Source organism: Brevundimonas sp. SS2672 (assembly GCF_059579685.1).
On sequence record NZ_CM184201.1, the window covers coordinates 1,366,251 to 1,391,030 of the forward strand.

General features: G+C 67.6%; 28 protein-coding genes. 20 read left to right on the forward strand and 8 right to left on the reverse strand.

What is annotated here, in order from left to right:
• Position 1: 1 nt before the first annotated feature.
• The 3 genes from AC52GN_RS06925 to AC52GN_RS06935 form a co-directional block, all read right to left on the reverse strand.
• On the reverse strand, positions 2-643 hold the full coding sequence (locus AC52GN_RS06925) for a lasso peptide biosynthesis B2 protein (RefSeq protein WP_496528602.1): 642 nt from the start codon (positions 641-643) through the stop codon (positions 2-4).
• Positions 644-710: 67 nt separating this feature from the next.
• The gene (locus AC52GN_RS06930) at positions 711-833 is read right to left on the reverse strand and encodes a hypothetical protein (protein ID WP_262923268.1); all 123 of its coding nucleotides are present in this window, start codon (positions 831-833) and stop codon (positions 711-713) included.
• Between the two features lie 90 nt (positions 834-923).
• Positions 924-1,409, reverse strand: coding sequence for a helix-turn-helix domain-containing protein (locus tag AC52GN_RS06935; RefSeq protein WP_496528603.1), 486 nt, complete (start codon positions 1,407-1,409; stop codon positions 924-926).
• Positions 1,410-1,605: 196 nt separating this feature from the next.
• On the opposite strand from AC52GN_RS06935, the gene AC52GN_RS06940 reads away from it, so the two are divergent.
• Both AC52GN_RS06940 and AC52GN_RS06945 read left to right on the forward strand, forming a co-directional pair.
• Positions 1,606-2,271 carry a GntR family transcriptional regulator gene (locus tag AC52GN_RS06940; protein ID WP_496528604.1) on the forward strand — a complete coding sequence of 222 codons (666 nt, stop codon included), beginning with the start codon at positions 1,606-1,608 and terminating at the stop codon, positions 2,269-2,271.
• A gap of 389 nt (positions 2,272-2,660) precedes the next feature.
• Positions 2,661-3,158 carry a DUF2285 domain-containing protein gene (locus AC52GN_RS06945; protein ID WP_496528605.1) on the forward strand — a complete coding sequence of 166 codons (498 nt, stop codon included), beginning with the start codon at positions 2,661-2,663 and terminating at the stop codon, positions 3,156-3,158.
• Positions 3,159-3,162: 4 nt separating this feature from the next.
• On the opposite strand, the gene AC52GN_RS06950 is transcribed toward AC52GN_RS06945, so the two are convergent.
• On the reverse strand, positions 3,163-3,729 hold the full coding sequence (locus AC52GN_RS06950; RefSeq protein WP_496528606.1) for a hypothetical protein: 567 nt from the start codon (positions 3,727-3,729) through the stop codon (positions 3,163-3,165).
• On the reverse strand, positions 3,726-4,496 hold the full coding sequence (locus AC52GN_RS06955) for a hypothetical protein (protein ID WP_496528607.1): 771 nt from the start codon (positions 4,494-4,496) through the stop codon (positions 3,726-3,728). The genes AC52GN_RS06950 and AC52GN_RS06955 overlap by 4 nt, the downstream gene beginning before the upstream one ends.
• 422 nt (positions 4,497-4,918) lie before the next feature.
• On the opposite strand from AC52GN_RS06955, the gene AC52GN_RS06960 reads away from it, so the two are divergent.
• The 6 genes from AC52GN_RS06960 to AC52GN_RS06985 all read left to right on the forward strand — a co-directional run bounded on the left by AC52GN_RS06960 (position 4,919) and on the right by AC52GN_RS06985 (position 10,771).
• A complete protein-coding gene (locus AC52GN_RS06960; protein ID WP_496528608.1) occupies positions 4,919-5,443 on the forward strand; it encodes an antitoxin Xre/MbcA/ParS toxin-binding domain-containing protein in 525 nt (174 codons plus the stop codon).
• Positions 5,443-6,111: an RES family NAD+ phosphorylase gene (locus AC52GN_RS06965; RefSeq protein WP_253107905.1), complete on the forward strand. Its 669-nt coding sequence runs from the start codon at positions 5,443-5,445 to the stop codon at positions 6,109-6,111. Before AC52GN_RS06960 ends, AC52GN_RS06965 begins: the two co-directional genes overlap by 1 nt.
• Before the next feature lie 312 nt (positions 6,112-6,423).
• Positions 6,424-7,119, forward strand: a complete 696-nt coding sequence (locus AC52GN_RS06970) for a hypothetical protein (RefSeq protein WP_253107904.1) — start codon at positions 6,424-6,426, stop codon at positions 7,117-7,119.
• A 443-nt stretch (positions 7,120-7,562) separates the two neighbouring features.
• Positions 7,563-8,471: an ArdC family protein gene (locus AC52GN_RS06975; RefSeq protein ID WP_496528609.1), complete on the forward strand. Its 909-nt coding sequence runs from the start codon at positions 7,563-7,565 to the stop codon at positions 8,469-8,471.
• Positions 8,468-8,896 carry a DUF2958 domain-containing protein gene (locus AC52GN_RS06980; RefSeq protein ID WP_269298651.1) on the forward strand — a complete coding sequence of 143 codons (429 nt, stop codon included), beginning with the start codon at positions 8,468-8,470 and terminating at the stop codon, positions 8,894-8,896. The genes AC52GN_RS06975 and AC52GN_RS06980 overlap by 4 nt, the downstream gene beginning before the upstream one ends.
• 93 nt (positions 8,897-8,989) lie before the next feature.
• Positions 8,990-10,771 carry a ParB/RepB/Spo0J family partition protein gene (locus AC52GN_RS06985; protein ID WP_269298653.1) on the forward strand — a complete coding sequence of 594 codons (1,782 nt, stop codon included), beginning with the start codon at positions 8,990-8,992 and terminating at the stop codon, positions 10,769-10,771.
• 96 nt (positions 10,772-10,867) lie between these two features.
• Here the strand turns inward: AC52GN_RS06985 and AC52GN_RS06990 are convergent, their stop codons facing one another.
• A complete protein-coding gene (locus AC52GN_RS06990; RefSeq protein ID WP_253107900.1) occupies positions 10,868-11,062 on the reverse strand; it encodes a hypothetical protein in 195 nt (64 codons plus the stop codon).
• 407 nt (positions 11,063-11,469) lie between these two features.
• On the opposite strand from AC52GN_RS06990, the gene AC52GN_RS06995 reads away from it, so the two are divergent.
• The 7 genes from AC52GN_RS06995 to AC52GN_RS07025 all read left to right on the forward strand — a co-directional run bounded on the left by AC52GN_RS06995 (position 11,470) and on the right by AC52GN_RS07025 (position 15,492).
• The gene (locus AC52GN_RS06995) at positions 11,470-11,979 is read left to right on the forward strand and encodes a Ros/MucR family transcriptional regulator (protein WP_234287783.1); all 510 of its coding nucleotides are present in this window, start codon (positions 11,470-11,472) and stop codon (positions 11,977-11,979) included.
• A gap of 388 nt (positions 11,980-12,367) precedes the next feature.
• Positions 12,368-12,697 carry a DUF736 domain-containing protein gene (locus AC52GN_RS07000; protein WP_200165134.1) on the forward strand — a complete coding sequence of 110 codons (330 nt, stop codon included), beginning with the start codon at positions 12,368-12,370 and terminating at the stop codon, positions 12,695-12,697.
• 173 nt (positions 12,698-12,870) lie between these two features.
• The gene (locus AC52GN_RS07005) at positions 12,871-13,119 is read left to right on the forward strand and encodes a helix-turn-helix transcriptional regulator (protein WP_253107899.1); all 249 of its coding nucleotides are present in this window, start codon (positions 12,871-12,873) and stop codon (positions 13,117-13,119) included.
• The gene (locus AC52GN_RS07010) at positions 13,112-13,684 is read left to right on the forward strand and encodes a S26 family signal peptidase (RefSeq protein ID WP_496528610.1); all 573 of its coding nucleotides are present in this window, start codon (positions 13,112-13,114) and stop codon (positions 13,682-13,684) included. The genes AC52GN_RS07005 and AC52GN_RS07010 overlap by 8 nt, the downstream gene beginning before the upstream one ends.
• Positions 13,685-13,713: 29 nt before the next feature.
• Positions 13,714-14,334: a lytic transglycosylase domain-containing protein gene (locus AC52GN_RS07015; RefSeq protein ID WP_269298658.1), complete on the forward strand. Its 621-nt coding sequence runs from the start codon at positions 13,714-13,716 to the stop codon at positions 14,332-14,334.
• Positions 14,335-14,633: 299 nt separating this feature from the next.
• Positions 14,634-14,870 (forward strand): hypothetical protein, encoded by a 237-nt coding sequence (locus tag AC52GN_RS07020; protein ID WP_496528611.1) that lies wholly within the window; start codon positions 14,634-14,636, stop codon positions 14,868-14,870.
• A 379-nt stretch (positions 14,871-15,249) separates the two neighbouring features.
• Positions 15,250-15,492, forward strand: coding sequence for a hypothetical protein (locus tag AC52GN_RS07025; protein ID WP_496528612.1), 243 nt, complete (start codon positions 15,250-15,252; stop codon positions 15,490-15,492).
• On the opposite strand, the gene AC52GN_RS07030 is transcribed toward AC52GN_RS07025, so the two are convergent.
• The gene (locus tag AC52GN_RS07030) at positions 15,462-16,826 is read right to left on the reverse strand and encodes an erythromycin esterase family protein (RefSeq protein WP_269298664.1); all 1,365 of its coding nucleotides are present in this window, start codon (positions 16,824-16,826) and stop codon (positions 15,462-15,464) included. The two genes, AC52GN_RS07025 and AC52GN_RS07030, sit on opposite strands and share 31 nt — an antisense overlap.
• 298 nt (positions 16,827-17,124) lie before the next feature.
• On the opposite strand from AC52GN_RS07030, the gene rlxS reads away from it, so the two are divergent.
• Together rlxS and AC52GN_RS07040 are read left to right on the forward strand one after the other, a co-directional pair.
• Positions 17,125-19,104 (forward strand): relaxase/mobilization nuclease RlxS, encoded by a 1,980-nt coding sequence (gene rlxS / locus AC52GN_RS07035; RefSeq protein WP_496528613.1) that lies wholly within the window; start codon positions 17,125-17,127, stop codon positions 19,102-19,104.
• An 18-nt stretch (positions 19,105-19,122) separates the two neighbouring features.
• On the forward strand, positions 19,123-19,461 hold the full coding sequence (locus AC52GN_RS07040; protein ID WP_269298668.1) for a hypothetical protein: 339 nt from the start codon (positions 19,123-19,125) through the stop codon (positions 19,459-19,461).
• Between the two features lie 209 nt (positions 19,462-19,670).
• On the opposite strand, the gene AC52GN_RS07045 is transcribed toward AC52GN_RS07040, so the two are convergent.
• On the reverse strand, positions 19,671-20,270 hold the full coding sequence (locus tag AC52GN_RS07045) for a TetR/AcrR family transcriptional regulator (RefSeq protein WP_496528614.1): 600 nt from the start codon (positions 20,268-20,270) through the stop codon (positions 19,671-19,673).
• 146 nt (positions 20,271-20,416) lie between these two features.
• Here AC52GN_RS07045 and AC52GN_RS07050 point away from each other — a divergent pair, with 146 nt between their 5' ends.
• The 3 genes from AC52GN_RS07050 (at position 20,417) to AC52GN_RS07060 (ending at position 24,693) form a co-directional block, all read left to right on the forward strand.
• Positions 20,417-20,779 (forward strand): DoxX family protein, encoded by a 363-nt coding sequence (locus tag AC52GN_RS07050; RefSeq protein WP_253107890.1) that lies wholly within the window; start codon positions 20,417-20,419, stop codon positions 20,777-20,779.
• A 25-nt stretch (positions 20,780-20,804) separates the two neighbouring features.
• Positions 20,805-22,214, forward strand: coding sequence for an MFS transporter (locus AC52GN_RS07055; RefSeq protein WP_496528615.1), 1,410 nt, complete (start codon positions 20,805-20,807; stop codon positions 22,212-22,214).
• Positions 22,215-22,779: 565 nt separating this feature from the next.
• Positions 22,780-24,693 carry a conjugal transfer protein TraG gene (locus AC52GN_RS07060; RefSeq protein WP_496528778.1) on the forward strand — a complete coding sequence of 638 codons (1,914 nt, stop codon included), beginning with the start codon at positions 22,780-22,782 and terminating at the stop codon, positions 24,691-24,693.
• Positions 24,694-24,780: the final 87 nt, after the last annotated feature.

The following is a 24,780-nucleotide window of genomic DNA, read 5'->3' on the forward strand; positions in this document are numbered from 1 at the left end:
CTCAGGCCTTCAGGATCGGCGTATATCGCGCCACACGATCAAGCCGATCGCCGACGACGATGTCGTCGAACTGGAGCCAGCAGTGCGCGCAGAACGGCCAAGTGCGCACGCCGAAGATCCAGTCTACCGCCACGCCGTGCGACGCGAGATAGCAGCGGAGCTGGAACGACCTCTGAAGGCACTCTCCCTCGAACGGCGTCCATGGGCGCGCCCGGCGGGCTGCGCTGACAAACTCGCTTAGCCGAGGTTCGGCGATGGGATCGCTTCGCCGCCTGACGGTGTCATGAAATCGAATAAGTTCGCCTAGGGTCTTGCCCTTGAATATCCACTTCGCTGCGAGGAAGGCGAGGCTGGCGCGAACAGTCTCGATCCTGGACGTATTCGATACCATCGACAATTCCCGGTTGGCCGGCGTCGGAGGCATGTGTGAAGTCGAAAGCGGGCTTCTTGTCGCAAATCCCGCAGCCTCCAGCGCTCCTGCGACATCCTCATTCGCCGCCTCTAGGCGACCGTTTTGGCCGAGGCGGACGTACAACGCTGCGCCGAGCAGGCAACTGTACCGATCAGCCTCAACGTCGAGAACCACGATATCCGTTGCGATCTGCGCAGTGTGGACATTCCGCTGGAGCCATAATGTGGGCATGTCTTCTGCGGCCTCCATAGAGCGGAGACGCTGCGGGCGACCGCTTTCGTGATCGCCCGCAGGGTCGTCAGCCGCCAGTCGGGTAGAGACCGTTTCGGACGGCGCCTTCCATGAACTGGATGCCCAGTCCATCGCGCGTCAGAGCCTTGGCGCTGCCGAAGCTGACGAGGCGCAGTTTGAGCTTGGTCATTTCAGTCACTCCCTGGTTGATCGCTACAGACGTAGCCCAGAGAGTAAGCGCCCTAGACGTCGGTACTCAAAACTATATTTGTCGTATATTTCATCGCCCGGGTTGGGGACGTGCGAGCGTAAGTTCTGTGACGCCCTTCTCGAGCCAACGCGCCGCCATCTCCTGACGCTCGTTTTCCGCCAGCAGATCATCATACATGGCGCACACGGCCAAAATGACGGCGCGACCGTCCAGCTTCGCGATCCCATCGCCCAGAAGGCCGTTGAGGCGCTTGCCGCCGATGGTCAAGGCCGTGACCAGCTTGTTGTCGGCGCTGCGCCAGGCCAGCTCAGGCGAGCCGATGGCGACCGCCATGATGACGGCGTGGGGATCGCTGCGCGTGGCCGCCGCAAAGCGATGGATGTAGTCGATATTGAGCCGGCTCCCGCCCGCCTCGAAACGCTCATAGGTGCGAAGCGGCATGTGCATCGCCTTTGCCACGGCGCGGGCAGTCATGCCGCGGTGGCGACGCACCAGCTTGAGGGCTCGGGACAGCACGTCGTTGTCGCGCTGGGGCTGCCTGCGCATGGAATCCATGGCTGCCTTCCTTTTGCTGACGATCACTGGCTCTCACCGTAACGACGTTCTTCGTCGGGTCCAAAAAAGGCGACCCGTCGATAACGGGCGGTGAGGCCGACGATGTCCGGCGGGTTCGCATCGAACGAGCTTGCAACGTGTTGGCGAACAAGCTTCGCCGCGCGTTATCGCGGCGCTTCTGTGGTTGGAGGGCGCCATGGCCAAGAAGCGGGATCCCTTCCTAAGGGCGTTGGATGTGATCCGGACCAACATGCTGAAGGGCGTTTATCCGCCTGCGCAGCCAATCGTGATCGCGGACGAAGCGCGCCGGTTGGGTCTGTCAACGACGCCGATCCGTGAGGCGCTTTCCTGCCTTTGCGGAGAGGGTCTGGTCGAGCGAGGGCCGTGCGGCGGGTTCGTTGCGCCGCGCTTTGACGCAGGCGCCCTGCGCGATCGCTACGAATTTCGTCTGACGTGCCTGCTGGCGGCGCTCGATCTCACTGCTGACCTTCCAGGATATCGGCCGCGCTCGCGAACGGACGCCACGGCGGCGCCGGATATCCAGAGGATCTTCGAGGATGTCGTGCGGCGCTCGGGAAATGCTGTGCTTCTTGCCGCCTATCAGCGTGTCGGTGTGCAGTTGCGGCAGGTCCTGGAGGCCGAGCGGATCGTCTTCATCGACGTCGATGTCGAGGCGGATCGCATAAAAGTCCTGGCGGATGAAGGCGCGCCCCAAGCGTTCTGCGAAGCACTGCGAACCTATCACCATCGCCGTATACGGGCGGCGCCCCATATCGCGGCGGAAATCGCCCGGCGCGGCGCTGCGTCAGCCCACGGCGTAGACGAGGTCCCCTTGGCTTCGCCAACAGGAGAGTCGTGCTGAATTTGAGCGGCGCCGCGCGCGGCCGACCGGCGGGGGATCATCCCAACTGACTTTCAAGCGGCGGCCGCAAGGAGGGGGCATGCGCGAAGCGGGGAGCGATGGCTATCGCCCGGAATGGGGCGATCGAGAGGGTTATGACCGGATGGTCGCGCTCGACCTCGCCGGGTGGGCTTGGGAAGCGCTCCGGCGTCGACCTGATGACGCCGGTCGTATCCTGCCGGTGAAGGCGAACCGACACCTCAGGCGCTTCCCGGCGATCCGGCTCATCGAGACCCCGGCCGTGGATGAACGGGAGGTCTGGGGGTGGCGATTTCCTCGGGGCGCGGTCCCCGCTCGTCTTCTGGCGCGCCGACCTCCACCCCGCGGTTCTTCCCGTCCGGGCAGCGCCTGTGGCCGACGCCGACCCCGACGCTTTTCGACTTGATCGTCTGCCCTGTCGTGCGGTCATCCGACGCCTTGGCGACGGGCGCGAACAGATCATCATCGGCGGCGGGACGCATTCGATCCGCCTCGAGGTGCGGGCAGGCACCCTGCTCGAAGGACCTGTCCGGCTGACCTATGATCTCGCCGGCTTCGCCGATATCGACATCCGCCTTCAGGCGCTCGGCCAGTTCGTCGCCCTGCATCGCCTCAACCGACTGCCGTCCGGCCTCTTTCGTATCGAGCCGCGGGCGAGGCGGTGGGCGATGGCCTTGCAGGCCTGGGACGGCGGGCGAGCCGGCGCGAGCCAGCGCGAGATCGCTGTCGCCCTGTTCGGCGGGGGGCGCGTCGCCGCGGATTGGGCGGCGGGCGACCACATGCGCAAACGGGTGGCGCGGCTCGTCAGAACGGGCGAACGCCTCGTCGCCGGCGCCGGACCCGGAATGCTTCGGCGCGAGCCGTCCTGACCGACTATTGCGAGAACAGGGTCACGTCGTGGCGCGTGCCCGAGATACGGACCCCGTTGCTGGGCGTGCGCGCGATCGTATCGGCCTCATCGAGCGCGCGCAGGACATCGTCCAGGCGCGGGGGTGGAGCGATCTCGCAAACTTCCTTCCGGCCTCCGTTCGATCCGATCGACGAGAAGGAGACCGACCCGCCGTTGATCCGATAGCGGCGCGCGACGCCGGCGCAGGCCGGCTCCCACCAGACCGCGGCCTCGTCGCCGCTGATGGCGATCCCCACAGGCTCGTCGAGAGAGCGGCCGTCGATCGCGGCCACGCGCCATTCGCCCGACAGGGTGGCGACCGTCGCGGTGGGAGCCTCGCGATCGACCGGCGCGGCGGCATCACTGTCTGTGGTGCGGGGCTGCGGGGCGGCCTCCGGCGGCGTTTGCCCGCAAGCGGTCAGCGCCGCGCAGGCGAACAGGATCAGCAGGCGGCGCGCGCGCGCCGAGCTGGAGGACTGGATGTCGATGTTGAGAAGGGCTTGCTTCATAAGGTCTGCCTGGCGGTCGCAGTGGTGCGGCATGTCGGTCATCGGGGCGGGAAATGGGCGGCGCTGCTCGGCGCGCCGATCGGAATGATCGGCCCCGCGCCGCATTGCGCCCGCAGCGCCTTTACGCCGGCGTCGGCTTCATTCGCGCCGCGCGGACCGGCCCATACGACCTTCTCGCCGATCCGAACCGTCTGTCCGCCGTCCGTGACGGTCATGCGGTTGTCGGCGTCGAGTCCGATCTCGGCGTCCCTGTCGAACAGCACCAGCGGCTCGCCGCCGTCGCCATGATCGGCGAGGCGGAAGCAGCCGTCGCGCAGGATGATCCGGCCCGACAGCGCCGCCTGGTTGACGGCGCCCGGCAGACGATCCGAGCGAGGGACGAGGCGAACCAGCGCGGCGAGCGCCGGATCGATCGCGCGCGGATTGGGCGGCGGCCCGAAGTCCAGGCGCAGCCGCTCGGGCAAGGTCCAGCCCTCGGCGGCGGCGATCTCGCGGAAGGCGGCTTCGTCCACGGTCATGTCGAAGGCGACGACGCCGTCGAACTCCAGCACCGAGCCGCCGCCGACGAGCCGTTTGGCCGCGAGACGCGGAAACCACTCATCGAAGATCGGTTGCAGCTCGGCGGTGGGGACGCCGCCCTCGCGCGAAGCGAAGCGGGAATCGCGCGTATGACGCGCCAGGGTCGCGGCGGCGTCGCGCCGGAACTGGAAGGCGAAACGCGGCGAAGGATCGCGCACGACGCGGTAGCCGATATAGTTCCCCGGCTCGGCCGCCTTCAGACGCCGGTCGAGCGCCTGGGCGTCGCGCATCGCCGCCTCTTCGGGATTGCGGAGGCTTTCGTCGTCCTCCGAAGGCATGGGCTGCCGGGAGCGCGGCGGCGGCGCAGGCGAGGGCGGGGCGCTCAGGAGCGTCGCATAGCCGTCCGCCCCGATGGTCGCGCCGGCGGGAACCCGGGCTGATGCCGGTCCGGGGGCAGGGCCGACGCCCTGGTCCGGCGACGAAGGGGCGGTGCATCCGACGAGAGCGATTGCGATCATCGTCAGTCCGAAGGTCCGCATATCTGTGTCGTCCTCTATCCTCGCCTGCGGCACGGTAACGACCGTGAGTCTCGCTGACCATACGCTTAAGCGCCTCCGGTTGTTCGTCGCCGAGAACCGTGCGGGCGAGCCGAAGCTGGTTGGTTGATATCTGACCGAATATGGACTATGTCCAGATTTGTTAGGAGATGGTCATGGCAATAGGCATCGTTTCCGGTCGCGGTCCTCAAGCGGAGCTGCCGCGCCTCGATGTGGCGCGTTTCGCCCCGGCGAACCGGCGCCGTCTGAGCGCGCCCGCGCTTCGCACATTCACCGCCATCGCCGATCTCTGGGGGCTGAACGAAGAGCAGCGCCGCCTGATCCTCGGTTACCCGTCGCGCTCGACCTATCAGAGCTGGTGCAAGCAGGCGCGCGAGCATGGCGAGATCACGCTCGACGTCGATGTGCTGACGCGGATCTCGGCGCTGTTCGGCATCCATCAGGCTCTGGGCGTCCTGTTCGCCGATGAGCATGCGGGCGTCGACTGGCTGCTCCGACCGCACGATGCGGCGGTGTTCGGCGGACATCCGCCCATCAACCTCGTGACCAACGGGACCCAGGACGGTCTGATGACGGTGCGCCGCTTCCTCGACGCCGCGCGGGGCGGGGCCTACATGGCACCCAACGCCCTCGATGCGGCGTTCGAAGCCTATGACGACAGCGAGATCGTCTTCAGCTGATGGAGAAGCTAGTCGCCGCGCCCCGTCCGGCCCACCGGCTGGTGCCGTCGCGCTTTCCGCCGATCGGCCTGTTCGACACCGTCGCCACGGCGGCCGACGCGGCGGCGGTGATGGAGCTGGCGGGCTGGACCAATGACCGTCTGGTCGCTGAACGGATCGACCGCCTTCCGCGCGATCAGTGGGTCTACGGTCGCGCCAACGCCAGCATCGTCATGGCGTCCTTCCTCCATGTCGCGCCCGGAGGCATGCGGTTCAACGGTCCGGACCTCGGCGCCTGGTATGCGGCGGCGTCGATCGTCACCGCGGCCGCCGAAGTCGGCCACCACCTGCGTCGCGAAGCTGTGGCGCGATCGGTGAAGGGAATGCGGCGGACCTATCGCAACTATACCGCTGCCTTGATCGGCGACTATCGCGACATTCGCGGCCGACAGACCGCCTTGCCCGAAGCCTACGCCTCCGACAGTTACGACGCTGCACAGGCTTTCGGCGAAGGCGTACGGGCGTCCCTGGCGTCGGGGCTTCTTTACGACAGCCTGCGCCATCGCGGCGGATGCAACATCGTCGCCTACCGACCGGTCGGCGTCACCGAGGTCGTGCAGGCGGAGCATTTCGAAATCAGCGTCGAGGCGGCCTCGCGCCGGATCGAGGTTCGCAAGCTGAGCGCCTAAGAATCGGCAACGCCGCCTTCGGGCGGAGCCGAACGCCGTCGCGCATGTTTGCCCAACCGCAATCGCTCGGGAGGCGCGGGAGGGGAAGGCCTTCCGCTGAGCGGGCGCCCGCCCGCGGTCTCCCGCTACCCCTTCGAGCAGGGGGCTTCGCCCGTTCCGCTCCACAGGCGAGCATGTCGTCCTGTGGGGCGGCGATCCGACCTGACATCGCCCGGATCGATGACGTCGACATTCCGGTGCGATGCATCCTTAACCTTGGCCGAATCGTGCGGCGCCGACAAGCGGAGCGGCTTTTTGCAAAAGCAGAAAGCCATGACCGACGCCTCCCGCGAAACACCCACGCTGCCGCTCAATCTGACGCGCCTGCTCCTGTTGCTGCCGCTCCTGTCGGTAGGCGGCTTCACCGTCCTGATGATGTTCCTGTGCTCGATCTTCGGCCAATGGGGGCTGTCTGGGCTTCAGCTGATCACCATGGCCGACACCGCGGCTCCCAGCGTCATGCTCGCCTTCGTCCTCGGCGCGTTGCTGTGCGTACCCGTCATGTTCGCCTATGCGGGCGGCTGGCTTTATCGGGAGACGCCGCGCGCTTCCGTGACTATCGCGCTCTGGATCGTCGCGATCGTCGGCGGCGCGCTTTGGTTCGTCGGCCCACTCGGCCTGCCCCTGCGCCTGGTCCTCGTCTTCATCGCCACGGTCGCCGCAGCCCGGATCATTCTCGACGCCCGTATCGCCAAGCCCAATACCCGCTGGCTCGAAGCCGCGGTGACGATCATCCCGGCGCTTCCCGCCGCCTTTTGGATGGCCGGCTCCATCGGCGCCTTCCACGGCGAGGTCGTCAAGGTCGGTTTTGTGCGGGACCTGATCGTCGCCGAGATAGACGGCGCGCCCTGCGACGGCGACCTGCTCTGGCTCGGCGAAAGGGCGACCGTCGTCCGCTGCGCCGCCGATCGCAAGGACATCCGGGTCATGACGACCAGGGAGGGGCTGCCTATGACCTTGCGCCGTTGATGCAGGAAGAGGGGAAGGCCTTTCCCTGAGCGGGAGCCCGCGCGCGGTCTCCCGCTACCCCTTCGAGCAGGGGGCTTCGCCCCCCGCAACGCTCCCCATTGACGGTCGCCGCGCAGACGCGCGGCGGCTTTGTTTGGGCCTCTCCCTGAAGCGGGAGGTGGCCGACGCGCCCTTCTGGACGCGCCCCGGCGCGCGCCAAGCGCCCCTTGGCCGCTCCTCCGCTCCGCTCCGGCCCCTTGGGTGACGCCCGCCTTGCAGGGCGCGTCCTGCAGGACGCCTTCGCCGTCCACCCCCTGCTTCCGGAAGAGGCTGTGGGGTTTGGGGCGGGGAAGGAGGATCGCCATGCGTAAGGACAGCCAGCCGCAGCGCCGCCCGAACGGGAAGGGCAAGGGAAAGGGCGGGCTTCGCCCGCCGCCGAACCGCGCGCCAACCTCTATGACGAGGTGACCGCCAAGATCATCGCCGAACTGGAAGCCGGGACCTTCCCATGGGTCCGGCCATGGGGCCGCGCCGGGGCGGGCCGTCCAGGCCTGCCGCGCAACGCCGCCACCGGCCGCCGCTATTCCGGGATCAACGTCCTGCTGCTGTGGGGCGCGGGCTTTTCCGAAGGCTACGCCTCGCAGAACTGGCTGACCTTCCGTCAGGCCCTCGCGGCGGGCGGCAGCGTCCGCAAGGGCGAGCGCGGGACGACCGTCGTCTATGCCGACCGCTTCACCCCCGAGGCCGAGAAGGAGCGCGCCCGCGAAACCGGCGAGGACGCCCGCGTCGTCCCCTTTCTCAAGCGCTTCACCGTCTTCAATCTCGACCAGTGCGAAGGACTGGACCGGCTCGCCGTCAATGCCGACCTTGGGCCCGCGCCGCTTCCCGAACGCGAGATCGTCCCGCGCGCCGAAGCCCTGATCGCCGCCAGCGGGGCCGATGTCCGCATCGGCGGCGAGCGCGCCTATTATCACCCCGGCGAGGACTATATCCGCATCCCGCCGCAGCCCGCCTTCTTCGACCAGATCAACTACTACCGCACGGCGCTGCACGAACTGACCCACTGGACCGGCCATCCGACCCGGCTCCGCCGCGACCAGTCGGGCGGCTTCGGAACCCCCGCCTACGCGCGCGAGGAACTGACCGCCGAACTCGGCTCCGCCTTCCTGTGCGCCGCGCTCGACATCGCACCCACCGTCCGCCACGCCGACTATCTCGCGCATTGGCTGACCGTGTTGCGGTCCGACAATCGCGCCATCTTCCGCGCCGCCGGGCAGGCGTCCAAGGCCGCCGATTACCTGCTGGTCTATGCGCCAGAGGCGGACGAAGCCGCCGCGTCCGTCGCCTGTGAGGCGGGGAGGGCGGCGGCATGATCCTCCTGCCCCCCGATCATCGCGACCGGCTGCGCGCCAACGCCGAGGCCCGGCTTGCCGCGCTCGATGCCGAAAAGCCCGAGCCCGATCCCGTTCCGGTCGTCAAATTCTTCAGTCCGGTCGGCGCGGCGACATGGCTCGCGACCGAACTGGACGAAGACGGCGACACCCTGTTCGGGCTGGCCGACCTCGGCTTCGGGACCCCCGAACTCGGATCGTTCAGCCTGACGGAACTCGCGAGCCTTCGCCTGCCCTTCGGCCTCGGCATCGAGCGCGACCTTCATTTCGCGACCCATTTCCGCCTGTCGGTCTGGTCCGCCTGGGCGCGCCGCGCCGGGTCGATCATCCGCGCCGAAGCCCTTCTGCGCCGGACCAGCCCGCCCGGCGCGTCCCCTGATCCGAGCGCCGACCCCGGCCAAGGATGAGCGCGCGGCTCTTCCCGCGTATCCCGGCCCCGCCCGTCGTCCGTCAGATAGATCGAACGGACGGGGCCGGTCACTCCCGAAGGAGAGACTGTCATGCAACTCGCAAACATCGACCTTGGCAAGCTCAGCGTGTCCAAGCTCAACATGCGCCACGGCAAGGCTCCGCCCGACGTGTCGGACATCCTGCCCACCGTCCGCGCGCGCGGCGTCCTCGTGCCGCTTCTCGTCCGACCCTCCGGCGAAGGCGAAACCTTCGAGATCGTCGCGGGCCGCCGCCGCTACTTCGCGGCGCGCACCGTCCTCGAGGAGGGCGGTGAGGTCGACCCCCTGCCGTGCGCCATCATGGAGCCCGGCGACGACGCCGCCGCGCTCGAAGCCTCGCTGATCGAGAACATCGCCCGGCTCGACCCCGACGAGGTGAACCAGTGGGAGACCTTCGCCGGACTGATCCGAAAGGGACGCACCCCCGAACAGATCGGCCAGACCTTCGGCCTGACCCTGCTCTACGTGCGGCGCATCCTCGCGCTCGGCAATCTCCTGCCGCGCATCCGCGCCCTCTACGCCGCCGACAAGATCGACGCGGCCACCGTCCGTCACCTGACGCTCGCCAGCCGCAGTCAGCAAAAGGACTGGCTCGCCCTCTACGACGATCCCGAGCAGTATGCGCCCACCGGTCAGTCGTTGAAGGCGTGGCTGTTCGGCGGCCAGTCGATCCCGACCAAGGTCGCCCTCTTCGACCTCGACGCCTATCCGGGCCGGATCAAGGCGGACCTGTTCGGGGAGGACGGCATTTTCGAGGACGCCGACCTGTTCTGGACGATGCAGAACGAGGCGGTGGCGGCGCTGCGCGACCGCTACCTTGAGGACGGCTGGTCCGCCGTCGAGATCATGGATACGGGCGAGCATTTCTACAGCTACGACCATGAGAAGACGCCCAAGGACAAGGGCGGCAAGGTCTTCATTGCGGTCAGCGGGCGCGGCGACGTGACCGTCCATGAAGGCTATCTCTCGGGCAAGGAGGCCCGTCGCGCCCGCGCCGCCGCCGCCAAGGCCGAAGCGCAGGCGCAAGGCCTGCCGCCCGGCGCGGGCAAGCCCGAGACGACCGGCGTCATGCAGGACTATATCGACCTGCACCGTCACGCCGCCGTGCGCGCGGTGCTGGCGGACCATCCCGCCGTCGCCTTCCGCCTGCTCGTCGCCCACGCCGTCGCCGGGTCGTCGCTGTGGAGCGTCCGCACGGCGGACCGCAAGGTCCGCAACGAGGCCATGGCCGACAGCGTCGAGACCGCGAGCGCCGAAACCGTCTTCGACGCCAGGCGCCGCGCCGTCCTCGCCCTGCTTGGTTTCGACGCCGACGACGAAACCGTCGCCCGCGCGCAGGCGCGCGAGACGCCGGTCGTCGAACTGTTCGCGCGGCTGGTGAAGCTGTCCGACGACGAGGTGTTCGCCGTCGCCGCCGTGGTCATGGGCGAGACGCTGGCGGTCGGCGGCCCGCTGGTCGAGGCGGTCGGGGCCTATCTCAAGGTCGATATGGCCGATTGGTGGGCCCCCGACGACGCCTTTTTCGGCCTGCTGCGCGACCGCGCCGTCGCCAACGCTCTCTTGCGCGACGTCGGCGGCAAGCGGATCGCGGACACCAATATCGCCGAGAATGTGAAGACGCAGAAAATCATCCTGCGCGACTTCCTCGCCGGGACGGGGGGACGCGCCAAGGTGGACGGCTGGACGCCGAAATGGATGGCCTTTCCGCCCGCCCGCTACACCGACCGGATTTACGCCCCGGTCGATCGGTGGGGCGCGGTCAAGACCGCCATGCGGCGGCTGCCGCCCCCGCAGGCGCTCGAACCTGCGCCCTACGCCATCGCGGCGGAATAGCAACGGGACGGGCGGCGGCCTCCGCCGCCCGTTTCAGCGGCCCGAAAATCGCGCGCCGCCCGCGCCCCTCCGGGACGACGGGCGGCGATTCTTTGGTCAATCTTCGGACGCAGGGTCGTCCTGAACGTTCTCCGGGGAAGACAGAGGCGGGGGCGCAGGGGGAGGCAGGTCGACGCCGCTCTCTTTGAGGATGCGCCAGGCCAGTTCGATCTCGCCCGCGACCGGCATGGGCGACCCGAACCGCTCCAGCCACGCCGCCGCGATCATTTCAAAATCCGAGGTTTCCGTCACGTCGATGCTTCCCCGCTCGCCATGACCCTAGGTCAGGATGCGCCGCGAGACTGCAAACGAATGTAGCGCGCCGCGAGGCGTTCGCTCGGCCGGTGGCGGCTCGGAGTGCGGGTCCCACGAGGACGCCCGAGCCGCCGGCCGCGGCACCGGAACAGCGGCGCGCGGAGCCTAGCGGGAATCGTCACGAGGTCCATGGGGAAGCGGCCCGGTGCGCCGCAGGGGTGCGAGATGACACGCCGGGCCGCAATGCATTTCCGAGCGCGGAATTGCAGCCGCTAAGCGTTCAGGCGCGGGGTCGGGTTCCCTCGCGACGGCGGGAGGCGCCCGGCGTCGTCGGGATTCTGTTTGATCCCTCGCGTCGTTCGTCTAGCGTCCGCCCTTCCGAACGCTGGGAAGGGGAATTGTTCATGACCGACGACGCTGCGCCGACCGCCAGCCTCATCGACCTGACGGCCGATGTCGTCGCCGCCTATGTCGCCAACAACACGGTCGCCGCCGCCGAACTGCCGCGCCTGATCGCCTCGGTTCACGGCGCGCTCGCCGGGGCCGCCGCGCCGGATGAAACGGTCGCCGACGCGCCCGCGCCGGTCCGCGCCGTCACGGTCCGCAAGTCTCTTGCGAACCCCGACCGCATCCTCTCGATGATCGACGGCAAGCCCTACGCCAGCCTCAAGCGCCACCTTCGCGCCCACGATCTGACGCCGGACGACTACCGCGCCCGCTACGGCCTCGCCGCCGACTATCCGATGGTCGCGCCGGGCTATTCGGAGAAGCGTCGCGTCGCCGCCATGGCCATCGGCCTCGGCGGCAAGTCCGGCCAAACGCCGAAGCGCGCGGGCCGGCCGGCGAAGAGGGTCGCGTCGCCGGCGCCCGCCAAACCCGGCCGCAAGCCGCGCGGGGCCAAGACGAGCGGCTGACCGGAACGCCGCGTCGCCCCTCGGGGGAAGCCTGTCATGGAGTGAAGGTGCGCCGGCCCGGCGATGTGCGCGCCGTGAAGCGTTGACGGGGCGTGTCATGCTCCGTCATCCGGCGCGATGGCGGTAGCCCCGACCATGCGCGGCGAGCCGATCCATCCGACTTGGGCTTGAACCTACGTCCGCGCCGTGCCGCCCGAAACCGGGGCTCGGGCCTCTTTTCCCCGGCGGCTGCGCCGCCTCCTCGCGGCCGCTTCGCTCCAAAACAGGCCCGCGCCTCCGGTCCGCCGCTTCGCTCCGGCCCAAGGGGTTCGTGCGGCCCCGCCCGTCCGAAACGGTCCGCCTGTCGTCGGGGATCGGCCCCGACGCACGATCGGAAAGGAACCGCATCATGTCGCTCGGAACCGTCGTCTTGAACCCCGAAACCAACAGCTACGCCGGCGGACTCGCCCTCCTGGGCCGCCGCCAGCCGCTTCCCATCGCCATCGTTCCCAACGAGGAGAAGAAGCGCGAGAACCAGCCGGACTACCGCATCTGGTCCGGCCCCAGCGAACTCGGCGGGGCGTGGGTGAGGGAAGGGCGCGAATCGAAACGCCCCTATGTCTCGGTCCGCATCTTCCACCCGCAGATCGGCGACCAGCCCATCTACGCCACCCTCGGCAAGGCCGCCGGGCAGGATGACGAGGACGTCTTCGCCATCATCCCCAACAGCGTCGTCTGAACGTCGCAGCCCCGCGCCTCACCGGCGCGGGGGTCTCTTTTCACGTTCGGTCTGCACCCCGGACGTTTCGGCGGGTCCGCCAGAACGGGCCTGCCGCAGGGCGTCGGTCCCGTCTCCATTCGCGCGCAGCCGGACCCGCCTTGAGCCGGTCCGGCCCGCGAAAGGAGACAGACATGATCGACAAGGATGACGACGACGCCGTGGCGCGCGCCGCGCGCGCCCGCAAGGGCAGCCCCTTTCTCTCGACCGCGCAGGCGGCCTGGTATCTCGGCCTCGACAGCCGCACCCTCGACAATATGCGGGGGCGCGGCGAGGGGCCGCGCCCCCGCCGCCACGGACGTTATGTCCGCTATCACATCGACGATCTCGACGACTGGTCGCTGACCAACCGCAGCAAGGTGCGGGGGCGGTTCGATGTCTGATCGCGCCCCGCTCCCGTTCGTCCGCTGGCTGGCGCGAAGCCGCGCCGCGGACCGCCGTGCGCGCCGTTGGCTCGGCGCGGCCGCCGCCGGGGCGACGCTCATCGGCGTCCCCGCCGCGCTCGACTTCGGCGTCCGCCCCGCGCCCCGCCTCGTCTGGAACGCGTCGGCCAGCGCGCCGATCGGCTTATGGCGCATCGATCCGCACGCCGCCTACGGCGTCGGCGACATGGTGCTGGCGGCGACGCCCGCGAGCGTCCGCCGCCTCGCCGCCGAGCGCCGCTACCTGCCGACGAACGTGCCGCTGCTCAAGCGCGTGGTCGCCGCCGACGGCGACCTCGTCTGCGCGCTCGGGCCGTGGATCTACGTCAACGCCCGCCTCGTCGCGACCCGCCGCGAGGCGGACCGGCTCGGCCGCCCGCTGCCCTGGTGGCGCGGATGTCGCCGCCTCAAGAACGGCGCGGTCCTCCTGCTGATGGACGCGCCGGGCTCCTTCGACGGCCGATATTTCGGACCCGTCCCGCGCGCCGCCGTGATCGGAAAGGCGACCCCGCTGTGGCTGCGCTGAGGCTCGCCGCGCTCGCGCTCGCTCTCGGAATGACGGGGGCGCACGCCGTCGCCGACGCTGCGCCCGCCGTCCCGGACGCGGTTGTCGTGATGTCGCCCGCCGTCGCGCGCTGGACGCCGCTGATCCGCGAAGCCTCGCGCCGGTTCGGCGTCCCCGAGGCGTGGATCGCCGCTGTGATGCGCGCCGAAAGCGGCGGCCGGACCCATCTCGACGGGCGGCCGATCGTCTCGCGCGCGGGCGCGATGGGCCTGATGCAGGTGATGCCCGGCACCTACGCCGCGATGCGCCGTCGCTACGGTCTCGGGTCCGATCCGCACGATCCGCGCGACAACATCATGGCGGGGACCGCCTATCTGAAGCTGATGCACGACCGCTTCGGCTATCCCGGTCTGTTCGCCGCCTACAACGCCGGTCCTGGCCGCTACGCCGAGCATCTGGCCACGGGGCGGCCGCTTCCCGGCGAGACGCGCGCCTATATCGCCCAGCTCGCCCGCGCGCCTGCGACACGCGAGATGCCGCCCGCCGTTCTGTCCGGCGAGAGCCTGTTCTTCGCGCTCGTCCGGCCTGAGGCGTCGACCTCCGCCCCGCCGGAGGCGACGGCGTCCGACAGTCTGTTCGCGGTGCGACGGCCGCTAGGCGACCATCCGTAAGGGGAGGGTCGCGGTGGCGCGCGAATTTAACTGCGACGCCATTCGCGTCGGTCGGCGCGCCTCGTCGCTATCGGGTTGTCGACAATGGGATGCAGGCTCCGGCGCGGGGCGAGCCGCCTCAAGGACGACGGGGCCCCACCATTTTTCCCGGCGGGCAGGCGTCGGCGCGCATCCGTAGAGCGCGGAGCGCGCCGGAAAAAATCGTTTCCCCCACCGCCGCTTCGCGGCCGCTGCGCGGTCCCTGACCCGGCCCTTCCGCTCCGGTCGCTGCATCCGTCAATCGGCGAAGGGAGACGGAGATGCCGAAGTCTGAAGAATATTTCTATGCCGACGAAGAGGGGTCGGGCGATCGTTTCGAGGTGCTTTCAACCGTCACCGATGAGCCGGGGGAGGTGATGATGTGGTGCTGCACCGGCGCCTTCGAGAAGGCCCTCGCCGTCTTCGAACTACTCCTGCCGCATTGTCAGCGGCTCGGCTACGAGAACCTCGCGCTGCTGGATGGCTCGACGGCCGCAGTGGTTCGGCGCGGCGCATAAAGCAGGGCGGCGGCGCATAAAGCAGGGCGGCGGCGCATAAAGCAGGGCGGCGGCGCATAAAGCAGGGCGGCGGCGCATAAAGCAGGGCGGCGGCGCATAAAGCAGGGCGGCGGCGCATAAAGCAGGGCGGCGGCGCCCGTGCTGGAGCGGGGGACGTCCGCTCGGACTCCCCATCATCCGGCGCGGGGCGGGCCGCCTCAAGGACGACGGGGCCCCACCATTTTTCCCGGGGGACAGACGACGGCCCTCCCGATCGAACGCCGGGCGCGCCGGGAAAAATCGTTTCCCCCATCGCCGCTGCGCGGCCGCTTCGCGGTCCCTGACCCGGCCCGCCCCGCGCCGGAAACGACCCCTGTCTTTCACTCGACAGGAGGCTCAAATGACCTTGGAACAGCATATCGAAGAACTGCGCGCCGAGCTTCGTGGCGTGCTCGATCCGCGCGAACTGCGTCAGATCGCAGCCGAACTGGAGGCCGCCAAAGCCCAGCGGGCGATGCTCGAAACGGCGTCGCTCGAGCTTCTGGAGCAGGGGGATGAGCCGCTACGACCGCGCCGACGACCGGCGCGGTCCCCGGTCGTGGAAATGGCCGGTCAGGCGAGCCCGCGCCCATCTCTCAGATAGATGGCAGCGTCATAGCCGCGCCCAAATGGCGCGTCGGCGGGATAGCTCAGATCGATCAGGCGCGATCGGAAGAAGTCTGCGTGCGACAGGTCGCGCAGGTCGAGGAGGGCCGCCTCCGCGTTCTTTTCCAAAAGCAGGGCCTCTATCGAATCCGACGCATGGGCGGGCACGTGGCGGGTCACGGTGAAATCGATCTGCGAGCCGTCCAGCGCCTTGTAGAACAGGGCGCTGGTTTCACCTCGTCCCAGGGTCGTGGCGATGGCGCAGACCCTGCCGGGAAAGGTTCGGGAAGAGACGCTGCCGACATAGGAAAGGGCGGCCTTCTGCGCTTCGCTCATCGCCGCGATCTGTTGAGCGGGGCCGGGGTCGCGAATGTCCAGGTAGACCGTGGGGTTCTTGAGGATGTGGTTGTTGTGCGCCCAGACAATGACCTTGCGGCCGGGGAATTTCTGCGTGACCAGCCATTCCAGGTTGGCGGCCATCGCCTCGTCTCTCGAGCGGCCCTTCCAAGCCACCCGGGCCCAGGCCGCCAGACTGAGCAGCTCGGCTTGGGCCTGTTCAACCGCATCGGTCGAGACGTTTTCCTGCTGAAGCGCAGTGATCATCTGATCGATCGAGGCGAAATAGCCCTCCTGCAATTCCTTTGGCGGAGGGACGGCGAACTCGGCGGTTTGCAGCGCCGCGTAGCCGTCGGCAAAGGCCTTGAACTGTTCGTCGGAGAGGTTCGCCCCGACGGTGGAACGGAGAGTCGCCGTCAGGTTTTCGCGTGCCATTTCGCCTTTCAAGCGGCAGTCGAAACCGCACACATCGAGGCGGCCTCCCTTGGCGAATACGGCTTCCACATAGGTCCAAAGGCCGTCGACGGCCGGGGCGCGGCCCCAGAAGTCGTAGAGGTTGCCGTCCGCGAACGGCCGGATTTGCGCCGGCTCGCTTATCGCTTCCCAGCCGCGGGTGAGCGACCAGAAGTCGGCCTCGAATGCGAGGACGTCGAAGCCGAAGCGACGATGCAGGAGCTCAACCAGACGGCCCCGCAGCCGGATTGAACTGCCGTCGCCATGGCTTGGCTCCCCCAGCATGACGATATCGCGATCCCCGATGACCGCAGCGAGAGCCTCTACAAGCTTCGCATCCTGCCCGAGATCTTGGGCCGCATCGAAGGGCAGGGCGGCTTCCGCAAGCCGCGACGCCACTCCGCCGTCGTGAGCTGATGCAGGCCAGGCCAGTGAAGCGATGCCCGTCGCCAGAAGCCCAAAGGATGTCTCGCGTCGCGTAAAAATGTCCTGCCCTCCTAGGATGCTGCAACCCTCGTAGTGGCGAAGGCCGGATTCGGGCAAGCGGGCGGAATCGCCCAGAATTTCGGAGGCGGGGCATCGGTATTCATCTCCGCGGGGTGCATCAAGGCGTGCCGGGCAAGATAAAACAACAGCGCCATCTTCCCGGGATGGCGCTGCAAGTGATTGTCTGCACATCGTTTTTTCTAAGATTGAGTAGCGCCATGACCGGCGCGATGGCGCCATAGTGCGCTGAAAGCTCGCAAATCCGGGCTTTGCGATGGCGCCAATAGGCAAGGGCGTTCGGGCGCGCCATGTCGGGGTTTCGGGCGAGGTCTCGCGCCCGCCGAAAGGAGCCGCCATGTCGGACTACGACGATCTTGAACCGCGCCTCGGCCGCATCCGTTCGCTCGGGAAGGCCCGGGCGCGCAGCTATGTCGGCCGCGTCGTGAAGGCGGCGAACCTGGCGCGCGGCGGCGCAGCGTCCGGACGGGGCAGACGGGGTTTCTCCGGCGCGCGGATCGGACGCGGCGCAGGCGTCGGCCGCGTCCTCGCCTCACGCGACCGCTTTTCGGCGCTGCGTCAGCGCCGGGTGATCATCAAGACGCGCATCGTGCGCCTCGACGGTCCCAAGGGACTCGCTCCGGCGCTTGCGCACCTGCGCTACGTCGAACGCGACGGAACGACGCGCGATGGAGGACCAGGCCGTCTCTATTCGGCGGACGCGGACAGCGTCGACCGCCGGGCCTTTATCGACCGTCAGGACGGCGACCGGCACCACATGCGCTTCATCGTCTCGCCCGAGGACGGCGCATCCTACGACGATCTCAAATCCCTGACGCGCCGCCTCATGGCGCAGGTCGAAATGGATCTCGGGACGAAGCTGGATTGGGTCGCGGTCGATCACTTCAACACCGCCCATCCGCACACCCATATCATCGTGCGCGGAAAGGACGATCGCGGGAAGGACCTCATCATCGCGCGCCACTATCTCTCGCAGGGAATGCGCGAGCGGGCCGCCGAACTCGTCTCGCTCGACCTGGGTCCGCGCAGCGACGTCGAAATCGCCGACCGGCTTCGTGCGGAGGTGTCCCAGGAGCGGCTGACCAGCCTCGACCGGCGGCTCCTTCGCGACCTCGACGCCGGGGGCGTCGTCGTGGCGTTCGAGCGCGATCCGTTCCAGCAGACCTTGCGGGCCGGCCGGTTGCAGACGCTCGGCCGTCTCGGCCTGGCGCGCGAGCTGGGGGCAGGGCGCTGGGCGCTTGCGCCGGACTGCGAGGAGACCTTGCGGCGTATGGGCGAACGCGGCGACATCATCCGCACGATGCAGCGCGCCTTCACCGCCCATGGCGTCGAACGTCCGGGCCTGGACGCCGTGATCGCCGATCCGTCCTCGATGCGGCCTATCGTCGGACGGGTGATCGAGCGCGGCCTGTCCGACGAACTCAATGATCGTCACTACCTGATCGTCGACGCCGCCGACGGCCGCATTCACTATGTCGACATCGGACGGGGCGAGACGACCGAGAGACTTCCAGCGGGCGCGGTCGTACGTATCCGCGCGACGCCAACGGACGCCCGCGCCGCTGACCGCACCGTCGCCGAGATCGCGGCGTCGAACGGAGGCAGCTATAGCGTCGACCTTCATCTCCGTCACGACGCGTCCGCGACGCAGGATTTCGCCGAGACGCACGTTCGTCGGCTCGAGGCCATGCGCAAGGCCGGCGCCGGGGTCGAGCGCGAAGCCGACGGCCGCTGGTTGATCGCGCCCGACCATGTCGCGCGGGCGGCGGCGTTCGAGGCCCGGCGCGCCAAGGCCGCGCCGGTGGTCGTCGATAGGCTTTCCAAGATCCCGCTCGAACGGCAGGCTACTTTCGACGGCGCGACCTGGCTCGACCGCGAACTGGTTGCGTCCGGGCCCGAGGCGACGCGCGACGCGGGGTTCGGGCAGGAGATCGCGGCGGCGAAGGCCCGCCGGATGCGCTGGCTCGTGGGGCAGCATTTGGCCGAGGAGGATCAGGGCAAGATCGTCTATCGCCGCGACATGCTCGCCCAGCTCAGGCGGCGCGAGATGAGCCGCGTCGCCGGGACCCTCTCGGACGAACTCGGTCTCGGTTATGTCGAGAGCCGATCCGGCGACCGGATCGAAGGCGTCTATCGCCGTCCGGTCGACCTGGCTTCGGGGCGGGTCGCGCTGATCGAAAAGTCCCGGGAGTTCACCCTCGTGCCTTGGCGGCCGGTTCTCGACCGGCACATCGGCCGCACGGTCTCGGGGGTGATGAAGGGCGACGGCGTCAACTGGACGATCGGGCGCGGGCGCGGCGGGCCGTCGATCACCTAGGCAGGAGATGGAACGCTGGTGAGTGACTGCAAGAGGGCGGGCGCCTACCTGGCGTTGGCGCGCGACTATGCAGAGGCGGCGGGCGTCGTCGTGGGAAAGCGGGCTGATCTGCGCGCCCATGCCCATGAGTTGGCGCTCAAGGCCCAGGTTTTGCGCGGAGAAGGCGACGAGGCGTGGCTGATGTCGTCGGTCGGCCACAATCTGGAGAAGGCCATGCGGACAGTCTTGCGAAGCGGAGCGTCGTCTCCGATTCCACGTGAAATCGCTCGCTTGATCGAGGCGTTCGACGTCCGCTTCGCCGAAGCCTTTCAAACTATCTGCCTTCTGCCAAATCGAGATGGTGCGGTTCTTCTATGAGGAACGACGGGAGGCTCCAGATCTCTCGCCAACTTGAATCATTGGCCTCTTCATGCAGGACCGTCTTCGCCGATGGACTGGACGTGTCGGCCGCAATGCGGAAACGGCGAGCAACATTGACGGCCTACTGGGCGATCATGCCATTCCACCAGTGTTCGTCATTGGCGATGCGCCGATCAGGAGCTTCCCTGAGGTTTATCGGCTCCTAGCTATTTCTCCGGTCGCAGGAATCGGTCGATCATGGTTGTGATCAAGGCTCTGCTTTCCTCGAAATCGATACCCGGAACCAACAACGGCAACATCGGCGCCGCGTCGAGGACCGCGACGAGCACGGCGCTGGCGTGTTGTGGGTCAAGGCCAGGATCGACTTCGCCGCGCCTCTGTCCAGCAATGAGCGTTGCCGCCAGAAGCTGCCTGACGCCATTGGTGTTTTCCTGCAGGATGGCGTGAATCTTCTCGTTCCGTCCGGCTTCCGCCAGCAACTCGAAAAGAATGCGGCAATGGGAAAGATCGTCCCATCCCTTCATGCTCCATAATTCCGACAGCAAGACGGTCGAGGTTTGTGACCCTTCCGCATGGCCGCTGAAATGCGCGTGGAGTTGCGCAAGGTAGTCATCGGCCATCTGTTCGATGATCGCGTCCTTGCTCGGAAAGTAGTGATAGAGGTGGCCGGGACTCATGGCCGCTTCCTTGCAGATCATCGAGATCGACGCACCTTGCAGCCCATGCCTCAGAAAGCAGCTGTGGGCCGCGGCCAGAATTTCCTGCCGTTTGCCTTCGTGCTGTGCGGGGACGCGCTTGCGGACCATGGGGTCTCCATTTCGTAGAATGATCGCTCTATTATAGCTTGACCTCGAAGTGATCATAATAGATTGAGCGCTCATTCTAATTTAGAGCGGCCCCTGGGTCCAGCCTATGCTGCCTCGGTCGCTCCGATCCGTGAGGTGCGACCGCCATGAACAAATCCCTCCCCGTCATATCCTCCGTCCTGGCTTGGCTTCTCGCAGCGTTCTTTCTGTTCGGCGCCTATGGAAATGCTTTCATTTCCGAAGAAAACGCCGCCGCCTATGCGGCCTGGGGCTACCCCGACTGGTTCCACTACGTCACGGCCATTCTCGAACTGGCGGCCGGGCTTTTGCTCATCCGCGCTATCTCGCGGCCCTATGGAGCCGGACTTGGCGCGCTGGTGATGGCCGCCGCGTCCCTGACGACGCTGCTGAACGCCGATTACGACCATGCGGTCGCGCCCGGCATCGTCCTGTTCGTTTCGCTCGCCGTGCTGGCTCTGTCTCTGGCCGCGCGACGCCTCTCTCGCTGAATCGCGCCTTATCGGAAAAATATCGATGAACACGTCACCAACGCCGGCGGGTCCAAGCGGGCCTGCGGCTCGCCTGGACGGCTGGTCCGATCTCCTGTCCGGCCGTCACCTCGCCATTGTTCTGGTCATGGCGAGCGGCGTGCTGCTCTATGCGATGAATCTCTACTTCACCGCGGCGCTCATGCCCTCAATCGTCGCGGATATCGGCGGGCAGCGATACTATGCGTGGGTGACGACGGCGTTCGTCATCTCCGCCATCGTGGCCTCCCTGTTCGTCAGCCGTATCCTCGATTGGAAGGGACCGGCGCCGGCCTATGTCACGGCCTTCGTCGTCTTTGCGCTCGGAGCGGCGGCCAATGCTGCGAGTCCGACGATGGAAATGCTGATCGTCGGCCGGATCGTGCAGGGGCTTGGCGGCGGATTACTGGCCGGGCTCGGTTATGCAGTGATCAGGGCAGCCCTGCCCGAACGGCATTGGGCGCGGGCGACCGGGGTCGTATCGGCCATGTGGGGCCTGGGGACGTTGTTCGGCCCGGCCCTTGGCGGGGTGTTCGCGGAACTCGGCCTCTGGCGCTGGTCCTATGGGGCGCTGGCCGTGATCTCGCTCCTGTTCGGCGTCGTCGCGCAGCGGTCGTTCGCGCGCCTGGCGGGGTCGGGGCATCGCACTGCTGTCCCCGTCGCCTCCCTGATCCCGCTCGTCCTCGCCACCATCGTTATCAGCCTCAGCGCCATCGTGCCGATGGGCTGGCCGACGTTCGCAATGGTCGCAATCGGCCTTGTACTGCTCTGGCTGTTCGTTGTCGTGGAACGGCGTGCGAAAGAAACCATCCTTCCGCACATCACCTACAGGCGCGGAAATTCGTTGAAATGGGTCTACCTCACGGTTGCGGCCTTGAGCGCAGGGGTCATGGTCGAGAACTTCGTTCCCCTGTTTGGCCAGCAACTGGCGGGACTGTCCCCGCTGACCGCCGGGTTTCTCGGGGCGGTGCTGTCGTTGGCGTGGGTCATCGCGCAGCTTTTCGTGGTGTCGATCAAAGGCGAGCGCGGCCGTCGCCGAGCCATCCGGGGCGGCGCGCCGTTGTTGACGGCCGGATTGATCGCCTATGGCATGCTTCAGATCGCTGGTGCTGATCTGGCGATGGTGCTGACTTGGGTGGCCGTTCTGGCGCTTGCCGGCGTCGGCATCGGGCTGGCATGGCCTCTTCTGGGCGTTGCGGCGATGAGCAGCACCAACGACCCTGCCGAAGGAGGCAAGGCGGCGGCTGCGATCACCATTACCCAGCTCATCGCCTTCTCGATCACTTCAGCGTTCGCCGGCACGCTCATGGCCGCGGGCGGGGAGTCTGCGGTGGACTCTGCACGATACGTTGTGCTCGGCATCGCGCTTCTGACTCTGCTGGGCACCTTCGCCGCTGGCGTGGCGACGAGGAAATAGCCAATCCGTGCGAGAGGCCCTGGCTGGAGTCCGCTCAGGAGCGATGTGGCCGTTGGGCTGCATCGCTTCGGCGCTACAGGCGTCAGGCCAAATCGCGCGCGTAGACTGGCTCTATCCGCACCTCGGCGGGGTTCGCTCGTTGAAAGGGCGAGGCAGCAGCCGAAGCAGCGTCTGACATGGAAACTCGAAGAGCGGTTTCCCGGTTCTCGCGGGCCTCTGGCGTGTTGACCGTCCCAGCGAAGCGCTCGACGCCCCCATTCCAGACAGGAACTGCGCTATCCCTCTCTACTTGCGTCTCCCGTTCCTGCCGCGGCGGCGGCCGCCCACGCGGCGCTTGCTGGGCTTTTTGAGATCGTAGCCGGCGACCGCGCAATCGCGAGGCGCGGTTCATGACCGGATGGGTAGCCGGGCGCGTCCGTGCGCTTGAATGCGGATAAACGGTCTAACGATCCGATCCGCATGACACGAGGCTCGCCTCGCCGCCCGCGCGCGCATCTGCCGGCGGCGGAGAAACACCGTGACTCCTACCAGACTTCTCGTCGGCCAAATCCTCGTCTGCTTCGGCATGGTGATCCTGGGCGTCTGGGCGGCGACGCAATGGGCCGCCGCGATGCTCGGCCATCAGCCGCAACTCGGCCCGCCGATGTTCATCCTGTTCGATGTTCCGGTCTATCGTCCGTGGGCGCTGTTCAGCTGGTGGTTCCACTACGAGGCCTATGCGCCCAACGTCTTCGACAAGGCGGGGCTGCTGGCGGGGGGCTCGGGCTTCATGGCATGCGCCGCCGCTATTGCGGGGTCGCTCTGGCGCGCCCGGCAGAACCGGAAGGTCACGACCTACGGCTCCTCGCGCTGGGCCACGCACGGCGAGATCGCGCGCACCGGATTGATGCGGCCGTCCGGCGTCTTCCTCGGCGTCAAGGACGGGGATTATCTGCGCCACGACGGTCCTGAGCATGTGATGGCCTTTGCGCCCACCCGTTCGGGCAAGGGCGTCGGCCTGGTCGTACCCACCCTACTTTCGTGGACGGGTTCGGCAGTGATCCACGACATCAAGGGCGAGAACTGGACGCTCACCGCGGGATGGCGCGCTCGCTTCTCGCATTGCCTGATGTTCAACCCGACCGATCCCCGCTCGGCGCGCTACAATCCGCTGCTGGAAGTCCGCAAAGGTCCCGACGAGGTGCGCGACGTCCAGAACATCGCCGACATCCTGGTCGATCCGGAAGGAGCGCTCGAACGGCGCAGCCACTGGGAGAAAACCAGCCACTCCCTGCTGGTCGGGGCGATCCTCCACGTCCTCTATGCAGAGGAGGAGAAGACCCTTGCGCGCGTCGCCAGCTTCCTGTCCGATCCTCAGCGCAGTTTCGCCCATACCCTGCGCCGGATGATGGAGACCAACCATCTCGGCGCCCCTGAAAATCCAATGGTTCACCCGGTCGTGGCGTCGGCGGCGCGGGAGGTGCTGAACAAGTCGGAGAACGAACGCTCGGGCGTCCTGTCCACGGCCATGTCGTTCCTCGGCCTATACCGCGATCCGGTCGTGGCGGAGACGACTTCGGCCTGTGATTGGCGCATCGCCGACCTCGTGGACGCAGCGGCGCCGGTCTCGCTCTACCTCGTCATTCCGCCGTCGGACATCAGCCGCACCAAGCCCCTTGTCCGCCTGATCCTCAATCAGATCGGACGGCGCCTGACCGAACGGCTGGAAGGCGATCCGAAGAAGAGCCGGCGGCACGAGCTGCTGATGATGCTCGATGAGTTTCCCGCCTTGGGCAGGCTGGACTTCTTCGAGACCGCGCTCGCCTTCATGGCCGGCTACGGCATCCGCGCCTATCTGATCGCGCAAAGCCTCAACCAGATTTCCAAGGCCTATGGCGAAAACAACGCCATCCTCGACAACTGCCACGTCCGCATCGCCTTCAGTTCGAACGACGAACGGACCGCCAAGCGGATATCCGACGCGCTCGGCACCGCCACGGAGCTGCGCGCCCAGCGCAATTACGCGGGTCATCGCCTCGCGCCCTGGCTCAGCCATGTCATGGTCAGCCGGCAGGAGACGGCCCGCCCGCTGTTGACGCCCGGCGAGATCATGCAGCTTCCGCCCGCCGACGAGCTGGTGATGGTGTCCGGCCTCGCGCCGATCCGGGCCAAGAAGCTTCGCTACTACGAAGACCGGAACTTCAAGTCGCGGGTTTTGGGACCTCCCGAACTCGCGGACGATGGATATGCCGACCGCCCCGCTGCGCGTTCCGACGACTGGGGCGGTCAGGTGCGCGAACCGCATGTCGCGCTTGTCGCCCCCGATGAGGACGAGCTGATTGCGGCGATCGCAGAAGAGGGCGGTCTTCAACAGCAACGGCATCCGGGCCTTGCCGAGGAAGGCGCCGACGCGACGCCGGAGCCCGACCTTCACGACGCGGCTACGACCGGCGAGGACGACGGCGACCCGGCGCTGGATCGGCGCGCGATGAGGCGCTGAGCAATGTCGCGCGCGCTCACGCGATGAATGAGGCGACAGGCAAAGGAAACGACCTGCTGCCCGATTTCTAGAACGCCGTATTTCACG